Source organism: Bacillus sp. NEAU-242-2 (assembly GCF_027853835.1).
Taxonomy (GTDB): Bacteria; Bacillota; Bacilli; order Bacillales; family Bacillaceae; genus Bacillus; species Bacillus velezensis.
Window position 1 is genome coordinate 983548 of sequence record NZ_JAPNNY010000002.1, and the last position, 17706, is coordinate 1001253.

General features: G+C 45.1%; 15 protein-coding genes and 1 rRNA gene. 8 read left to right on the forward strand and 8 right to left on the reverse strand.

The features are described from left to right. Positions 1 to 78: 78 nt before the first annotated feature. The 8 genes from noc to rpmH all read right to left on the reverse strand — a co-directional run bounded on the left by noc (position 79) and on the right by rpmH (position 7544). On the reverse strand, positions 79 to 930 hold the full coding sequence (noc, locus tag OWN49_RS09985; RefSeq protein ID WP_007409900.1) for a nucleoid occlusion protein: 852 nt from the start codon (positions 928 to 930) through the stop codon (positions 79 to 81). Between the two features lie 121 nt (positions 931 to 1051). Next, positions 1052 to 1771, reverse strand: a complete 720-nt coding sequence (gene rsmG / locus OWN49_RS09990; RefSeq protein WP_014306213.1) for a 16S rRNA (guanine(527)-N(7))-methyltransferase RsmG — start codon at positions 1769 to 1771, stop codon at positions 1052 to 1054. Positions 1772 to 1784: 13 nt separating this feature from the next. Continuing rightward, positions 1785 to 3671 (reverse strand): tRNA uridine-5-carboxymethylaminomethyl(34) synthesis enzyme MnmG, encoded by a 1887-nt coding sequence (gene mnmG / locus OWN49_RS09995; protein ID WP_004392959.1) that lies wholly within the window; start codon positions 3669 to 3671, stop codon positions 1785 to 1787. Between the two features lie 16 nt (positions 3672 to 3687). Continuing rightward, a complete protein-coding gene (gene mnmE / locus OWN49_RS10000; RefSeq protein ID WP_004392954.1) occupies positions 3688 to 5067 on the reverse strand; it encodes a tRNA uridine-5-carboxymethylaminomethyl(34) synthesis GTPase MnmE in 1380 nt (459 codons plus the stop codon). Positions 5068 to 5356: 289 nt separating this feature from the next. Then, a complete protein-coding gene (gene jag, locus OWN49_RS10005) occupies positions 5357 to 5998 on the reverse strand; it encodes an RNA-binding cell elongation regulator Jag/EloR (RefSeq protein WP_017418434.1) in 642 nt (213 codons plus the stop codon). Beyond that, on the reverse strand, positions 5995 to 6744 hold the full coding sequence (gene spoIIIJ / locus OWN49_RS10010) for a YidC family membrane integrase SpoIIIJ (RefSeq protein WP_007409906.1): 750 nt from the start codon (positions 6742 to 6744) through the stop codon (positions 5995 to 5997). Before spoIIIJ ends, jag begins: the two co-directional genes overlap by 4 nt. A gap of 160 nt (positions 6745 to 6904) precedes the next feature. Then, on the reverse strand, positions 6905 to 7255 hold the full coding sequence (gene rnpA / locus OWN49_RS10015; protein ID WP_004392944.1) for a ribonuclease P protein component: 351 nt from the start codon (positions 7253 to 7255) through the stop codon (positions 6905 to 6907). Between the two features lie 154 nt (positions 7256 to 7409). After that, positions 7410 to 7544 (reverse strand): 50S ribosomal protein L34, encoded by a 135-nt coding sequence (gene rpmH / locus OWN49_RS10020; RefSeq protein ID WP_003178075.1) that lies wholly within the window; start codon positions 7542 to 7544, stop codon positions 7410 to 7412. Positions 7545 to 8165: 621 nt separating this feature from the next. Here rpmH and dnaA point away from each other — a divergent pair. From dnaA to OWN49_RS10060, 8 genes are all read left to right on the forward strand, one after another. After that, positions 8166 to 9506 carry a chromosomal replication initiator protein DnaA gene (dnaA, locus tag OWN49_RS10025; RefSeq protein WP_004392913.1) on the forward strand — a complete coding sequence of 447 codons (1341 nt, stop codon included), beginning with the start codon at positions 8166 to 8168 and terminating at the stop codon, positions 9504 to 9506. 184 nt (positions 9507 to 9690) lie between these two features. Then, a complete protein-coding gene (gene dnaN, locus OWN49_RS10030; protein WP_007409909.1) occupies positions 9691 to 10827 on the forward strand; it encodes a DNA polymerase III subunit beta in 1137 nt (378 codons plus the stop codon). A gap of 134 nt (positions 10828 to 10961) precedes the next feature. Then, positions 10962 to 11177, forward strand: a complete 216-nt coding sequence (rlbA, locus tag OWN49_RS10035) for a ribosome maturation protein RlbA (protein WP_004392910.1) — start codon at positions 10962 to 10964, stop codon at positions 11175 to 11177. Between the two features lie 15 nt (positions 11178 to 11192). Then, complete coding sequence (gene recF / locus OWN49_RS10040; protein ID WP_007409910.1) at positions 11193 to 12305, forward strand: DNA replication/repair protein RecF; 1113 nt, start codon at positions 11193 to 11195, stop codon at positions 12303 to 12305. A gap of 17 nt (positions 12306 to 12322) precedes the next feature. Beyond that, on the forward strand, positions 12323 to 12568 hold the full coding sequence (gene remB, locus OWN49_RS10045) for an extracellular matrix regulator RemB (RefSeq protein WP_004392908.1): 246 nt from the start codon (positions 12323 to 12325) through the stop codon (positions 12566 to 12568). 59 nt (positions 12569 to 12627) lie between these two features. Continuing rightward, positions 12628 to 14544, forward strand: a complete 1917-nt coding sequence (gene gyrB / locus OWN49_RS10050; protein WP_077723123.1) for a DNA topoisomerase (ATP-hydrolyzing) subunit B — start codon at positions 12628 to 12630, stop codon at positions 14542 to 14544. 214 nt (positions 14545 to 14758) lie between these two features. After that, positions 14759 to 17218: a DNA gyrase subunit A gene (gyrA, locus tag OWN49_RS10055; RefSeq protein WP_077721681.1), complete on the forward strand. Its 2460-nt coding sequence runs from the start codon at positions 14759 to 14761 to the stop codon at positions 17216 to 17218. A gap of 362 nt (positions 17219 to 17580) precedes the next feature. Further along, a 16S ribosomal RNA gene (locus OWN49_RS10060) occupies positions 17581 to 17706 on the forward strand; the annotation flags it as partial.

A 17706-nucleotide genomic window follows, 5' to 3' on the forward strand; every position in this document is an offset into this window, starting at 1 on the left:
AGTGCACAATAAATCTATCATTATCTCAAAATAGTTTTTTGATTAAAATAAAAACTCCCCTGCTGATCAGGAGAGTTTTTATTTAGGTATCCGAATGGTAAGCTGGATGTACTCTTCGAATTCTTCTTCTTCAGTGTTCAGCCTGACGCCGCTGTCTTCCACCATGGACAGTGACTGACGAATCGTATTCATCGCAATTCTTGTATCCCTGCTGAACGCTTTGCGTCTCGGCTTTGGTTTCTGCTTATTCTGTTCAAGCATTTTCACCACTCTGTCTTCCGTCTGCTTGACGTTTAAGCTTTTCTCAATGATTTCCGCAAGCAATGTGACCTGAAACTCCGGCTGTTTGAGCGGAATCAGTGCTCTTGCATGACGTTCCGTAATTTTTTTCTCCATAATCGCATCCTGGACGGGTTCCGGGAGCTTTAACAATCGGAGCTTGTTCGCAATCGTTGACTGGCCTTTTCCTAAGCGCTGCGCCAAGGCTTCCTGTGTTAAATCATGAAGTTCTAACAGCCTTGCGTACGCATGAGCTTCCTCAATGGAGGACAATTCTTCCCTTTGCAGGTTTTCAATCAAAGCGACAGATGCTGTTTCCGTATCAGAAAAATCTTTAATAATTGCGGGAATCTTCTCCCATTCAAGCGTCTGTACCGCTCTCCAGCGCCTTTCACCCGCAATGAGCTCATATTGTCCTTCATCTTCTGTATGTCTGACAACAATCGGCTGAATGATGCCGTGTGTATGGATAGTCATTGCTAACTCTTTGATTTTTTCATCTGAGAAAATGGTGCGTGGCTGAAAACGGTTGGGAACGATAGCATGTACCGGTATTTCGAGTATCTCTTCTTTGTTTGTATCATGCTCAGCTATCTCCGGTTCCTCTTCCTTCTCACCAAACCCGAAGAAACGAGAGAATGAATGCTTCATGTACCTACACCACCTTTAAAAACTGCCATTTTTATAATTCTATTTTCTCATGGTTTTTCCTGCTGTATCTTCATCAATTTTGCAGAAAATATGATGGAATTGTCACATCAGGCTGTCTAAATTACCCTTCAATTGGCGATTTATTTGGAGTACCCGGTTTTCTCGGATATTTTTTCGGAGTGCTTTTCGTCTTGCGAATGATCATAATGTTCCGTTCACTTTCTTCAACGGGAAGTGTAAAGGAATGAACTTGTTCAAGCTCTCCTCCCAATACTTTAATCGCCTTTTGCCCCGCTTTCAGCTCTTCATCAGCGGCTGCAGCTTTTAGTGCTGCAAATATACCGTTTTTCTTGGCCAGCGGCAGACAAAGCTCACTCAGGACTGACAGACGCGCCACCGCACGGGCCGTCACGAGATCGAAGCTTTCCCGGACGTCTTTCCGCTGTCCGAATGTCTCCGCTCTGTCATGGACAAATGTCGTATGCTCTAATTGTAAAGCATCAGAGAGAGTTTCCAAAAACGTAATCCGCTTATTCAGTGAATCGACGATGGTGACATGCAGATGCGGGAAGCAGATTTTGACGGGCAGGCTTGGAAAACCGGCGCCGGCGCCGACATCACAAAGAGTGGTGACCTTTTCAAAATCAATATAAAATGCCGCCGTTATCGAATCATAAAAATGCTTGAGATAAACTTCCTTTTTCTCAGTGATGGATGTCAGATTCATTTTTTCGTTCCATTCCACGAGCATCCGATAATACAACTCGAATTGCTCCAGCTGGCGGTCAGAAAGGGAAATCCCTTTCTCCGCTAAACTGGATGTAAATTCCTCTATATTCATGCCGTCATCCTTTCTATTCAGCTACCTTGGCAATACGGCCCTGCTCCAGGTATACCAGCAGGATTGAAATGTCTGCCGGATTGACGCCGGAAATACGGGACGCTTGAGCAACTGATAAAGGACGCACTTCTTTCAGCTTTTGACGGGCTTCAGTAGCAATTCCTTTAATGGCGTCATAATCAATCCGATCAGGGATTTTTTTGTTTTCCATTTTCTTCAGCTTTTCCACTTGCTGCAAGGATTTTTCGATATATCCTTCATATTTCACTTGGATTTCCACTTGTTCCGCCACATCTTGCGGAACCGGAGAATCTGCAGGCGCAAGTTTTGTCACTGTTTCATAGTTCATTTCCGGACGTTTCATTAAATCTGTGCCGCGCACTCCGTCTTTCAGCTCGCTTCCGCCGAGTGAACGGATATATTCCTGATTCTCAGGAGACGGCTTGATAATAACAGACCAGAGACGTTTTTTCTCTGCCTCGATCGCCGCTTTTTTCTTCTCAAACGCTTCATAGCGCTCATCAGAAATTAAGCCGATCTCGTGGCCGATTTCCGTCAGGCGAAGATCCGCGTTGTCGTGACGGAGCAGCAGTCTGTATTCCGCCCGTGAAGTCAGCAGACGGTACGGTTCATTGGTTCCTTTCGTTACCAAATCATCAATCAATACACCGATATAAGCATCGGAACGGCTGAGGATCACTTCTTCTTTTCCAAGCGCTTTGCGCCCTGCGTTGATCCCTGCCATAATTCCTTGCCCGGCTGCTTCCTCATAACCTGATGTACCGTTAATTTGACCGGCTGTGTACAGGTTAGGGATTTTTTTCGTCTCCAGTGTAGGCCAGAGCTGTGTCGGTACAATCGCGTCATACTCAATCGCGTATCCGGCTCTCATCATCTGCACCTTTTCCAGTCCCGGAATGGTCGCCAGCATCCGCTGCTGCACGTCCTCAGGAAGACTCGTGGATAGACCTTGAACGTATACTTCCTGCGTATTTCTGCCTTCCGGCTCAAGGAAAATCTGATGACGCGGTTTATCATTAAACCGAACGACTTTATCTTCAATCGAAGGGCAGTATCTCGGTCCCGTTCCTTTAATCATACCGGAATACATCGGCGAACGATGCAGGTTGCTGTCGATGATCTCATGAGTCTCAGGACTCGTGTAAGTCAGCCAGCAAGGCAGCTGATCGGTAATGTATTCAACCGTTTCATATGAGAAAGCGCGCGGAACCGGGTCCCCTGGCTGGATTTCTGTTTTGCTGTAATCAATGGAATCGCTTGAGACACGAGGAGGCGTGCCCGTTTTAAAACGGACGAGATCAAAACCGAGCTCCTCTAAGTGCTCAGAAAGTTTAATAGACGGCTGCTGGTTATTCGGGCCGCTTGAGTAAGACAGATCACCGAGAATGATCCGCCCTCTTAAATACGTTCCGGTTGTCAGCACGACCGTTTTTGCCTTGTATTCAGCACCCGTTTGCGTAATGACACCGCGGCACTCTCCGTCTTCAATGATTAAACGCTCGGCAATCCCTTGAAGAAGTGTCAAATTCGGTGTTTTTTCCAGCGTATGCTTCATTTCGTGCTGATATTGGAATTTATCCGCCTGCGCACGCAGCGCCCGTACGGCCGGACCTTTTCCTGTATTCAGCATTCTCATTTGAATATGAGTTTTATCTATATTTCTAGCCATTTCTCCGCCGAGCGCGTCAATTTCGCGGACGACAATCCCTTTCGCGGGGCCGCCGACAGACGGATTACATGGCATAAACGCAACCATATCAAGATTAATCGTCAAAACAAGCGTTTTGGCTCCCTGGCGCGCGGATGCGAGGGCAGCCTCAACACCGGCATGCCCGGCGCCGATGACAATCACGTCGTATTGGCCTGCTTCATACCCCATGGTTTTTTCCTCCCTTTTATTTACCTAAACAAAATTGTGAAAAGAGCTGATCAATTAAGCTTTCGTGGACGGCATCACCGATGATTTCGCCCAGCAGCTCCCAGCACCTTGTCAAATCAATTTGCACCATATCAATCGGAACATCCTGTTCAATTCCGTTCAGCGCATCATCAATCGCTTGCTTGGCCTGATGCAGAATCGAGATATGACGGGTGTTGCTGACATAGGTGAGATCTCCGCTTTCGATCGCTCCTGTATAAAATAGCGACTGAATCGCTTCCTCTAAATCTTGAATGCCTTCTTCTTTCAGCAATGAGGTCGTGACGACAGGCCGGCCTTTCGCCAGTTCCTTAACGCGCTCAGCGTCAATCTTAGCCTCAAGGTCCGTCTTATTCATAATGACAATGACGTCCATTCCCTCAACCGCTTCAAACAATTTAACATCTTCTTCAGAAAGCGCTTCGCTGTGGTTAAGCACAAGCAAAATGAGATCCGCTTCCTTCAGAACCTGCCGTGACCGTTCCACACCGATTCTTTCGACGATGTCTTCTGTCTCGCGGATTCCGGCGGTATCGACAAGCCGAAGCGGCACGCCTCGCACGTTGACATATTCCTCTATCACATCACGCGTCGTTCCCGGAATATCGGTTACAATCGCCTTCGTTTCATGGACAAGGCTGTTAAGCAGAGAGGATTTCCCGACGTTCGGACGGCCGATGATCACGGTAGACAGTCCCTCTCGCAAAATTTTCCCCTGCTCGGACGTACGGAGCAGCGCCTCGATTTCTTTCTTCACGCCGCTTGCCTTCTCCACTAAAAGCTGATGCGTCATTTCTTCGACGTCATCATATTCCGGATAATCTATATTCACCTCAACATGGGCAAGTGTTTCTAACAACTCATCACGCAGACGGCGGACAAGCGCGGAAAGCCGTCCTTCCATCTGGTTCATGGCGACATTCATGGCACGGTCCGTTTTGGCCCTGATCAGATCCATCACCGCTTCCGCCTGTGAAAGGTCAATCCGTCCGTTTAAAAATGCGCGCTTCGTAAACTCACCGGGTTCTGCCAGTCTCGCACCTTCTCTTAAAGCAAGCTGGAGCACCTGATTAACCGTCACAATACCCCCGTGACAGTTGATTTCTATGACATCTTCCCTTGTGAATGTTCTGGGCGCTCTTAAAACAGACACCATGACTTCCTCAATAATCCGTCCCGTCGTACTGTCCGCGATATGCCCGTAATGAATGGTATGGGATTCTGCCGAACTGAGCGTTTTGCCTTTCGGACCCTTGTACATTTTGTCGGCGATCTTTACGGCTTCCGGGCCGCTCAGCCGAACGATCGCAATCGCGCCTTCACCCATCGGAGTTGAAATCGCTGCAATTGTATCCATGCTGTTCACCTCTCTTTATCTCTGTTTCCATCTATATAAAAAATTTTATTTACGCCAAAATTAAAAGATAACATAGTTTGGTTTGAAGTGGAAGATACGTTATCCACAAAGGCAGAAATTCATCCCTTATTACTTTAACTTATCCACATGTGAATAACAATTAATTTTATTTCCTAAAACCTTTTTTATCAACAGCATAGACCGAAAAAGAAAAAACTTAAACGCAAAAAATGCGATTCTGCTCAGGAATAGAGCCATTTTTACCAATAAAAAAACCGAAGTTCCGATTTTACCCGGACTTCGGTTTTCTGCTATCTTTATGGGAAATAACGAGATGGCGGTACCGGCCTTCACCGGTAGAAAACGTTTTGATATTTGGATGCTTTGACAGCGCGTCATGGATGATTTTTCTTTCACCTGACGGCATCGGTTCTAAATGCACATCTTTTTTCGTTTTCGACACTTGCTTGGCCAGCCTGTTTGCCAGCTGATCCAGAATTTCTCTTCTTTTCCGCCGATAATTCTCAGCGTCGACAACGGCTTGGCGATACTGGCCGGAGCCGCGGTTCAAAACAAGCTGCGTCAATGTTTCCAGGGCATTGAGTGTTTGTCCTCTTTTGCCAATAAGCAGCGCCGCTTTTTCACCTTTAATGTGAAAACAGACTGTTTTCTTGTTTTCTTCCGTAACAATCTCAGAAGGCCCGGCAATAGAATGGATGATTTCTTCCAAATACGCTTTCGCTTCCTGAACAGGATTTCTTTTCTCTTCCAGTTCTACGATCGCATTCTTTTTTCCGAAAATACCCAAAAACCCTTTATATTCTTCTTGCACCACCGTTATTTCTACTTGATCTTTCGTCAGTTGAAGTTCCTGAAGGCCTGATTGAACTGCTTCTTCGACATTCCGTCCCGCAGCAGTCACCTTCTTCACTTTTTCTTTCCTCCGGCTTTCTGCGTTTCCGGATCGTGTTTAATGTCAGGTCCTTTAATAAGGAATGTCTGAGCAATCATAAACAGGTTTCCGACTACCCAATACAGAGACAGCGCACTCGGGAAGTTGATCGCAAATACGATGATCATGATCGGCATAATCCATACCATCATTGCCATTTGAGGATTCTGAGTCGGATTTCCCGCCATCATCAGCTTCTGCTGGACAAAAGTGGCCACACCGGCAACGATAGGAAGAATATAGTAAGGATCCTTCTCTCCTAAATCAAACCATAAAAAGCTGTGCTGTGAAATGGCTTGCGTACGCATAATGGCGTGGTAGAATCCGATCAAAATCGGCATTTGAATCAGGATCGGGAAACATCCTGCCAGCGGGTTTACCCCGTGCTTTGAAAACAGGGCCATCGTTTCCTGCTGAAGCTTCTGCTGCGTTTTTTGATCTTTAGAGCTGTATTTTTCTCTGAGCTTCTGCATTTCAGGCTGCAGCGCCTGCATCGCTTTTGAGCTTCGAAGCTGCTTGATCATCAGCGGCAGAATCAGCAGACGAATTAAAATCGTAACGATGATGATCGATAAACCATAGTTATCGCCCGTCAGTTTCGCTACGTACGTAATGACTTCTGACAATGGATACACAACATATTTGTCCCAGAAATGCGGACTATTCGCCGTAATCGGCTCTTTCACACTCGAGCATCCGGCCAGCAGCACGAGCATACCGACCATACTCAGTAGTAACCATATTCTCCTTTTCAAGAACGTTTCCTCCTATACCAATCTTTATAAACCTTGTATGTATTTTAGCATCTTTCAGTTTCAAATGGCGTTCATTTTTCGCCAAATAAAAGGAAGCGCTTTTAAAAACGTGAAGAAAACAAAATATGAGCTATTTTGACGAAGATTTCTTATATAATGAGGTTTTTCTGAATAAGTGCTGCAGACTCTTTTTCGTTTCTTCAAAACTGAGGTCGCCGGCGGGTTTTCTTGCGATAATAATAAAATCTTTCGGCTTGAGCAGCTCTTTTTCCTCCTGAACAGCCTGTCTGATTAACCGCTTCACCCGATTGCGCACGACGGCATTGCCGATTTTTTTACTGACAGAAAGCCCTACCCGGAGCTCTTCCTGTTTCGGCTGATCAAGCGTATACAGCACGAACTGGCGGTTTGCCATAGACGTTCCGCGTTTAAACACTTTTTGAAAATCTTCATTTTTCTTTAACCGATTTCGCTTCTTCACTTTAATTCACTCCGATATTCACTCGCAGAAACTTTTATTTCTATCTAAAAAAAACGGGCCGCCGGAATACTGAAGAAATTTCTCCAGTACCGGGCGACGCATGACATCTCTTTTCTCTTAATGTGAAAAAAGACCACTGACATTATTCAGTGGCCTAAGCTGATAATACTTTTCTGCCTTTGCGGCGACGGCGTGCTAATACTAGACGACCGTTTTTTGAACTCATACGGCTTCTGAAGCCATGAACTTTACTGCGTTTACGGTTATTCGGTTGGAATGTTCTTTTCATTTATGACACCTCCCTCGAGGAATAGCTGTTAAAGACAGTCTTACTTATTATATTTGTGCTGCCTATTCATTGTCAACTTCAGCAGTGCTTTTATTTCTTACAACCATAATAGGATAACATACCTTAACCAGATTAGAAACCTTATTTTTCATATTCCTTTTTTTAACGCACAAAAAAAGCCGCGCTCCCCCGAAAAAACGTCATGTGGATAATTTTTCGGTCTTTTTTTAATATCCACAATCGTTATCGACAACATTTTCACATTGCTAACCCCTGTGGACAAAGATTTTTCAACAAGTTGTCAGGTTTGTGGATAAGATTACGAGAACCATTGCAAGTCCTCGCTTAATTTGATATTATATTTGTGTTTTAACTCTTAATTACTTATCCAGTCCATTCTCTTTATCCACAAATTGTGGATAAGTTGTGGATTGTTTTCACACAGCTTGTGTAGATTGTTGTCCACAACTTGTGGAATTTGTCGAAAAGCTATTTTTCTACTATACTATATGTTTTCAACATTTCGTGTGTACGAATGGTCAGAGCCATATGCTCTTTTTTTGTGTTCTATAACAGGGGAAGGGCGCTGATTTTTAAAGAAAAGGAGGGCTGTGCCGGATAATGGAGAATATATTGGATCTTTGGAATCAAGCTCTAGCTCAAATTGAGAAAAAGCTAAGCAAACCGAGTTTCGAAACTTGGATGAAGTCGACGAAAGCCCATTCGCTGCAAGGAGATACCTTAACCATCACCGCTCCCAATGAATTTGCCAGAGACTGGCTGGAGTCCAGGTACTTACATCTCATTGCAGATACCATATATGAATTAACCGGGGAAGAATTAAGCGTCAAATTTGTCATTCCTCAAAATCAGGACGAAGAAGACTTTTTGCCGAAACCGCAAGTGAAAAAAGCGGCAAAAGAGGAACCGTCTGATTTTCCCCAAAGCATGCTTAACCCGAAATATACATTCGACACATTCGTCATCGGATCGGGAAACCGATTCGCCCATGCAGCATCACTGGCTGTGGCGGAAGCACCCGCTAAAGCATACAACCCTTTATTTATATACGGGGGAGTCGGCTTAGGAAAAACCCACTTAATGCACGCGATCGGCCATTATGTCATTGATCATAATCCTTCAGCCAAAGTGGTGTACCTGTCTTCTGAAAAATTCACAAATGAATTCATCAACTCAATCCGCGATAATAAAGCCGTTGATTTCCGCAACCGCTACCGGAACGTTGATGTACTTTTGATAGATGATATTCAATTTTTAGCCGGAAAAGAACAAACACAGGAAGAGTTTTTCCATACATTCAACACGCTTCATGAAGAAAGCAAACAAATCGTGATTTCCAGTGACAGACCGCCGAAAGAGATCCCGACCCTTGAAGACCGCCTGCGTTCGCGGTTCGAATGGGGATTGATTACAGATATCACACCGCCGGATCTGGAAACGCGGATTGCCATTCTGAGAAAGAAAGCGAAGGCGGAGGGCCTTGATATTCCGAACGAGGTCATGCTTTACATCGCGAATCAGATTGACAGCAACATCCGCGAACTGGAAGGGGCATTAATCCGGGTTGTCGCCTATTCATCCTTAATCAATAAAGACATTAACGCAGACCTGGCAGCAGAAGCATTGAAAGATATTATTCCGTCTTCTAAGCCGAAGGTCATTACGATAAAAGAGATTCAGCGGATTGTCGGACAGCAGTTCAACATTAAGCTTGAAGATTTCAAAGCGAAAAAGCGTACGAAATCCGTGGCTTTCCCAAGACAAATTGCAATGTATCTTTCAAGAGAAATGACGGATTCTTCTTTGCCTAAAATCGGGGAAGAATTTGGCGGGAGAGACCATACAACCGTCATTCACGCCCACGAAAAGATTTCAAAACTGCTGATTGATGACGAGCAGCTTCAGCAGCAGGTGAAAGAAATAAAAGAACTGCTTAAATAATAGTGCCCTCGGATGAATCGGGGAAAGTGTGAATAACTTTTTCATAGCCATGCACAGTCTGTCCACATGTGGATAGGCTGTGTTTCCTGTCTTTTTCACAACTTATCCACAAATCCACAGGCCCTACTATTACTACTGCTATTTTTAAAATATATTAATTATATTATCCGTTAGGAGGATAAACATGAAATTTACGATTCAAAAAGATCGGTTAGTCGAAAGTGTACAAGACGTTCTAAAAGCCGTTTCATCCAGAACCACAATTCCCATTCTCACCGGTATTAAGATCGTCGCCTCAGATGAAGGAGTATCTTTCACAGGAAGTGACTCTGATATTTCAATTGAGTCATTCATTCCGAAAGAAGATGATGATAAAGAAATCGTGACGATCGATCAGCCGGGAAGTATCGTGCTGCAAGCGCGTTTCTTCAGCGAAATCGTTAAAAAACTGCCGATGGCGACTGTTGAAATCGAAGTTCAAAATCAATATTTAACGATTATCCGTTCCGGAAAAGCCGAATTTAATTTAAACGGCCTTGATGCAGATGAATATCCGCATCTACCGCAAATCGAAGAGCATCACGCCATTCAGATTCCGACGGATCTTTTGAAAAACCTGATCCGCCAAACCGTGTTCGCTGTGTCCGCCTCAGAAACACGCCCTATCTTGACAGGTGTAAACTGGAAAGTTGAAAACGGTGAATTATTATGCACTGCCACGGATAGCCACCGACTCGCTTTAAGAAAGGCGAAGCTTGATATTCCGGAAGACAGCTCTTATAACGTCGTCATTCCCGGGAAAAGCTTAACCGAGCTGAGTAAAATTCTTGATGACAACCAAGAGCTGGTGGATATCGTCATTACAGAAACCCAAGTTCTGTTCAAAGCGAAAAACGTATTGTTCTTCTCAAGATTGCTTGACGGAAACTATCCGGACACGACCAGCTTAATTCCGCAGGAAAGCAAAACGGAAATCGTCGTGAACACGAAGGAATTTTTACAGGCGATAGACCGTGCTTCTTTATTGGCGAGAGAAGGCCGCAACAACGTTGTAAAGCTTTCTGCCAAACCGGCGGATTCGCTTGAGATTTCATCAAATTCTCCGGAAATCGGGAAAGTGGTCGAAGCTGTGCTGGCTGACCAGATTGACGGCGAGGAATTAAATATTTCATTCAGTCCAAAATATATGATGGACGCACTGAAAGTACTTGAAGGAGCGGACATCCGCATCAGCTTTACGGGAGCGATGAGACCGTTTCTTATCCGTACGCCGAATGATGAGACCATCGTTCAGCTCATCCTTCCGGTCAGAACGTATTAATCAAACAGAATGTGCTGCCGGCTTAGTTCGGCAGCTTTTCTATTCATCAGCCGCTCCCTCAAGTTTTCCCTTTCCTTATTTCAGGATTTTTTAGTACAATTAGATATTAGTGATATTTGAAAGAGGTCGATATTATGGCAAATCCGATTTCGATTGATACAGAAATGATTACGCTTGGCCAGTTTTTAAAATTAGCCGATGTGATTCAGTCCGGCGGCATGGCGAAGTGGTTTCTGAGCGAGCATGAGGTGACTGTCAACAATGAACCTGACAATCGCCGCGGCAGAAAGCTTTACGTTGGAGACGTGGTCGCGATTGAAGGATTTGGTTCATTTCAAGTCGTCAATTAAAGCGGGTGACAGCGGTTGTATATCCAAAATTTAGAATTAACATCCTACCGTAATTATGAGCGCGCTGAGCTTCAATTCGAAAACAAGGTGAATGTGATCATCGGGGAAAATGCCCAAGGCAAAACCAATCTGATGGAAGCCATCTATGTCCTTTCGATGGCAAAATCACACCGCACCTCAAATGACAAAGAACTTATACGGTGGGACGAAGACTATGCTAAAATAGAAGGAAGAGTGATGAAGCGCAACGGGGACATCCCGATGCAGCTTGTCATCTCCAAAAAAGGTAAAAAGGGCAAGGTCAATCATATAGAGCAGCAAAAACTCAGTCAGTATGTCGGAGCGCTGAACACCATTATGTTTGCCCCTGAGGATTTAAATCTCGTCAAAGGAAGCCCTCAGGTGAGGAGAAGATTTCTCGATATGGAGATCGGGCAGGTTTCTGCCGTTTATCTGTATGATTTATCTCTTTATCAAAAAATCCTTTCACAGCGGAATCATTTTCTGAAACAGCTGCAAAGCCGGAAACAGACTGACCGGACCATGCTTGACGTTCTCACTGATCAGCTGATTGAAGCAGCCGCAAAAGTTGTCGCCAAACGTCTGCAGTTTACGGCGCAGCTTGAAAAATGGGCGCAGCCGATCCATTCCGGCATTTCCCGGGGACTTGAAGAACTGACGCTTAAGTATCACACGGCGCTTGATGTATCAGATCCTAAAGATTTGTCGAAAATAGGTAACAGCTACCAGGAGTCTTTTTCGAAATTAAAAGAAAAAGAAATAGAACGAGGCGTCACATTATTCGGACCGCATCGGGATGATGTCCTTTTTTATGTGAACGGACGCGATGTGCAGACTTACGGTTCGCAGGGACAGCAGCGTACGACGGCTTTGTCTCTGAAGCTGGCTGAAATAGATTTGATTCATGAAGAAATCGGAGAATACCCCATTTTACTTTTGGATGATGTACTAAGCGAGCTGGATGATTACCGGCAGTCCCATTTGCTTCATACGATCCAAGGCCGTGTGCAGACATTTGTCACCACGACGAGCGTGGATGGCATTGACCACGATACCTTACATCAAGCAGGAATGTTCCGTGTGGAAAACGGTACGTTAGTGAAGTGAAGAAATGAGGTGAGCGATTGTATATTCATTTAGGTGACGACTTTGTCGTTTCAACCCGCGATATTGTCGGCATTTTTGACTGCAAGGTCAATGTATCGCCGATCGTTGAAGAATTTCTGGACAGACAGAAAGAAAAAGTAGTGCCGTCCGTAAACGGCACGCCAAAGTCTATCGTAGTCACGACTGAGAATATATATTACTCTCCCTTATCTTCCGGCACACTGAAGAAACGTGCGCAATTTATGTTAGAAATAGATTCTTAGCGGATCTTTACAATGAATATATTATCGTTTAAGAAAAGTGTAGGTGAATGTGCATGGCTATGGAACAGCAGCAAAATAGTTATGATGAGAATCAGATACAGGTATTAGAAGGTTTGGAAGCTGTTCGAAAGAGACCGGGGATGTACATCGGATCAACTAACAGCAAAGGCCTTCACCATTTGGTGTGGGAAATCGTCGACAACAGTATTGACGAAGCCCTGGCCGGTTATTGTACAGATATTAACATCGAGATTGAAAAAGATAACAGCATTACCGTTAAGGACAACGGGCGCGGAATTCCGGTCGGTATCCAGGAGAAGATGGGCCGCCCTGCGGTTGAAGTCATCATGACCGTTCTCCACGCCGGCGGTAAATTTGACGGAAGCGGATATAAAGTATCCGGCGGTCTTCACGGTGTAGGGGCGTCCGTCGTAAACGCCTTGTCGACCACTCTTGACGTTACGGTTCATCGTGACGGGAAAATCCACTATCAGGCGTACGAGCGCGGTGTACCTGTGGCTGATCTTGAAGTGATCGGCGAAACTGATAAGACCGGAACGATTACGCACTTCGTTCCGGACCCGGAAATTTTCAAAGAAACAACTGTATATGACTATGATCTGCTTTCAAACCGTGTCCGGGAATTGGCCTTCCTGACAAAAGGCGTAAACATCACGATTGAAGACAAACGTGAAGGACAAGAACGGAAAAACGAGTACCACTACAAAGGCGGAATCAAAAGCTATGTTGAGTACTTAAACCGTTCCAAAGAAGTCGTTCATGAAGAGCCGATTTATATCGAAGGCGAGAAAGACGGCATAACGGTTGAAGTTGCATTGCAATACAACGACAGCTATACAAGCAATATTTATTCTTTCACAAATAATATCAACACATACGAAGGCGGCACGCACGAGGCCGGATTTAAAACCGGTCTGACCCGTGTCATAAACGACTATGCAAGAAGAAAGGGGATTTTCAAAGAAAATGATCCGAATTTAAGCGGGGATGATGTGAGAGAAGGGCTGACTGCCATTATTTCAATTAAGCACCCTGATCCGCAATTCGAAGGGCAGACGAAAACGAAGCTCGGCAACTCCGAAGCGAGAACGATCACTGATACGCTGTTTTCTTCTGCGCTGGAAACATTCCTTCTTGAAAATCCGGACTCAGCCCGCAAAATCGTTGAAAAAGGTTTAATGGCCGCAAGAGCGCGGATGGCGGCGAAAAAAGCGCGGGAATTGACCCGGCGCAAAAGTGCGCTTGAGATTTCCAATCTGCCGGGCAAACTGGCGGACTGTTCTTCTAAAGATCCGAGCATTTCCGAGCTGTATATCGTAGAGGGTGACTCTGCGGGCGGATCAGCGAAACAGGGACGGGACCGTCATTTCCAAGCCATTCTGCCGCTGCGCGGTAAGATTCTGAACGTTGAGAAAGCCAGACTTGATAAGATTCTCTCAAACAATGAGGTCAGATCAATGATCACGGCCCTCGGAACAGGGATCGGAGAAGATTTTAATCTTGAAAAAGCGCGTTATCATAAAGTGGTCATCATGACGGATGCCGATGTTGACGGCGCCCATATCAGAACGCTTTTATTAACGTTCTTCTACAGATACATGCGGGAAATCATCGAAAACGGCTATGTCTACATTGCCCAGCCGCCGCTTTATAAAGTGCAGCAGGGAAAACGGGTGGAATACGCTTATAACGATAAGCAGCTTGATGAGCTGTTAAAAGAGCTTCCGCAATCACCTAAGCCCGGCCTCCAGCGTTATAAAGGTCTTGGAGAAATGAACGCGACTCAGCTTTGGGAAACGACAATGGACCCTGCGACCAGAACGCTTCTGCAAGTCAATCTTGAAGATGCAATGGACGCTGACGAGACTTTTGAAATGCTGATGGGTGACAAAGTAGAACCGCGGAGAAACTTCATAGAAGCAAACGCCAGATACGTGAAAAATCTTGATATTTAACCAAGAAAGCCTTATTTTCGTTAAGAAATAAGGCTTTTTTCTCAAAGCGGCTTCTAAAGCCTCTGAAATCCGCAAAACCCGTATATTCTACTAAATTAATGTGTATAAACACAAGTTTATTGATATAATGGAGAATAGTGAAATCGTATTGAAGATCATAATGGACAATCTACTCCCACATTATTTCATGTGATACTTCAGGGAGGTTTTTTTAATGAGTGAACAAAACACACCACAAGTACGTGAAGTCAATATCAGTCAGGAAATGCGGACATCCTTCCTGGACTATGCAATGAGCGTTATCGTATCCCGGGCGCTTCCGGATGTGCGTGACGGTCTGAAGCCGGTTCACAGACGGATTTTGTACGCAATGAATGATTTAGGCATGACCAGTGACAAACCATATAAAAAATCTGCCCGTATCGTCGGTGAAGTTATCGGTAAGTACCACCCGCACGGTGACTCAGCGGTTTACGAATCAATGGTCAGAATGGCGCAGGATTTTAACTACCGCTACATGCTTGTTGACGGACACGGCAACTTCGGTTCGGTTGACGGCGACTCAGCGGCCGCGATGCGTTACACAGAAGCGAGAATGTCAAAAATCGCAATGGAAATTCTGCGTGACATTACGAAAGACACGATTGACTATCAAGATAACTATGACGGTTCAGAAAGAGAGCCTGCCGTCATGCCTTCGAGATTTCCGAATCTGCTCGTAAACGGGGCTGCCGGTATTGCGGTCGGAATGGCGACAAACATTCCCCCGCATCAGCTTGGAGAAGTCATTGAAGGCGTGCTTGCCGTAAGTGAGAATCCTGAGATTACAAACCAGGAGCTGATGGAGTACATCCCGGGCCCGGATTTTCCGACTGCAGGTCAGATTTTGGGCCGGAGCGGCATCCGCAAGGCGTATGAATCCGGACGGGGATCAATCACAATCCGGGCTAAGGCTGAAATCGAAGAGACTTCATCGGGAAAAGAAAGAATTATTGTCACGGAACTTCCTTATCAGGTGAACAAAGCGAGATTAATTGAAAAAATCGCGGATCTTGTCCGGGACAAAAAAATCGAAGGAATTACCGATCTGCGAGACGAATCCGACCGTAACGGAATGAGAATCGTCATTGAGATCCGCCGTGACGCCAATGCTCACGTCATTTTGAATAACCTGTACAAACAAACGGCCCTGCAGACGTCTTTCGGGATCAACCTGCTGGCGCTCGTTGACGGACAGCCGAAGGTACTAAGCCTGAAACAATGTCTGGAGCATTATCTTGATCACCAAAAGGTTGTGATCCGGCGCAGAACGGCTTACGAACTCCGCAAAGCGGAAGCGAGAGCTCACATTTTGGAAGGTTTAAGAATTGCTCTCGATCATTTAGATGCCGTTATTTCTCTTATCCGCAATTCCCAGACGGCTGAAATTGCGAGAACGGGTTTGATCGAACAATTCTCACTGACTGAAAAACAAGCGCAAGCCATTCTGGATATGCGTCTTCAGCGATTAACCGGTCTGGAGCGCGAAAAGATTGAAGAGGAATATCAATCACTTGTTGCGCTTATCGCTGAGCTGAAAGATATTTTAGCCAATGAAGAAAGAGTTCTTGAGATCATCCGTGAAGAACTTAATGAAATCAAAGAGCGTTTCAATGATGAGAGACGCACTGAAATTGTGACGTCCGGTCTTGAAACAATTGAAGATGAAGATCTTATCGAGAGAGAAAATATCGTCATCACACTGACCCATAACGGCTATGTTAAACGTCTCCCGGCGTCCACATACCGCAGCCAAAAACGGGGCGGAAAAGGCGTACAGGGAATGGGAACGAATGAAGATGACTTTGTGGAACACTTAATTTCCACATCAACGCACGATACGATCCTGTTCTTCTCTAATAAAGGGAAGGTATACCGTTCTAAAGGATATGAAATCCCTGAATACGGCCGAACGGCAAAAGGCATTCCGATTATTAACCTTCTGGAAGTTGAAAAAGGCGAATGGATTAATGCCATTATTCCGGTCAGCACGTTTGATGAGGAGCAATACCTCTTCTTTACGACCAAACAAGGGGTGTCGAAACGTACGGCACTGTCCCAGTTTGCGAATATACGGAATAACGGGTTGATCGCCCTAGGTCTCCGGGAAGACGATGAACTGATGGCCGTCCGCCTGACTGACGGCAAGAAACAAATCATCATCGGAACGAAGAACGGTTTACTGATCCGTTTCCCTGAAGAAGATGTAAGACAAATGGGACGCACAGCTGCGGGTGTTAAAGGCATCACGCTGACAGACGAAGATGTCGTTGTAGGTATGGAGATTCTTGAAGAAGACTCTCATGTCCTCATAGTGACAGAAAACGGCTACGGCAAACGCACACCGGCTTCAGAATACAGAGTTCAAAGCCGGGGCGGAAAAGGTCTTAAAACATGTAAAATCACTGACAGCAACGGTCCGTTAGTAACCGTGAAAGCAACAAAAGGCGAAGAGGACTTAATGATTATTACGGCAAGCGGCGTGTTAATCAGAATGGATATTAATGATATCTCCACTACGGGACGCGTAACTCAAGGCGTCCGTCTGATCCGCATGTCTGATCAAGAGCATGTAGCCACTGTGGCGCTTGTCGAAAAGAATGAAGAAGAGCCGGAAGAAACGGAAGAAGTATAAACAAAAAAGCGCAGCTGCAACAGGCTGCGCTTTTACTATATAAAGAAATGAAAAAAAGCTTTGACACATAGTGATGATGCTGATATAATTCTTTTTGTTGTCTTTTTAATAGAAAGGCAAGCCTAGCGAAAATATTTTTTAAAAAAGTATTGACCTAGCAAACTGAAAATGTTATGATTAAGAGGTCGCTTCGAGAGAAGTGGAAAAGTTCTTTGAAAACTAAACAAGACAAAACGTACCTGTTAATTCAAAGTTTTAAATAAATCGCACAGCGATGTGCGTAGTCAGTCAAACTAAGGTCTGCATGATGCAGATCACACAGACGTTACTGCAGGATGCAGTGAACTTAGTCTGTGATCCATTTATCGGAGAGTTTGATCCTGGCTCAGGACGAACGCTGGCGGCGTGCCTAATACATGCAAGTCGAGCGGACAGATGGGAGCTTGCTCCCTGATGTTAGCGGCGGACGGGTGAGTAACACGTGGGTA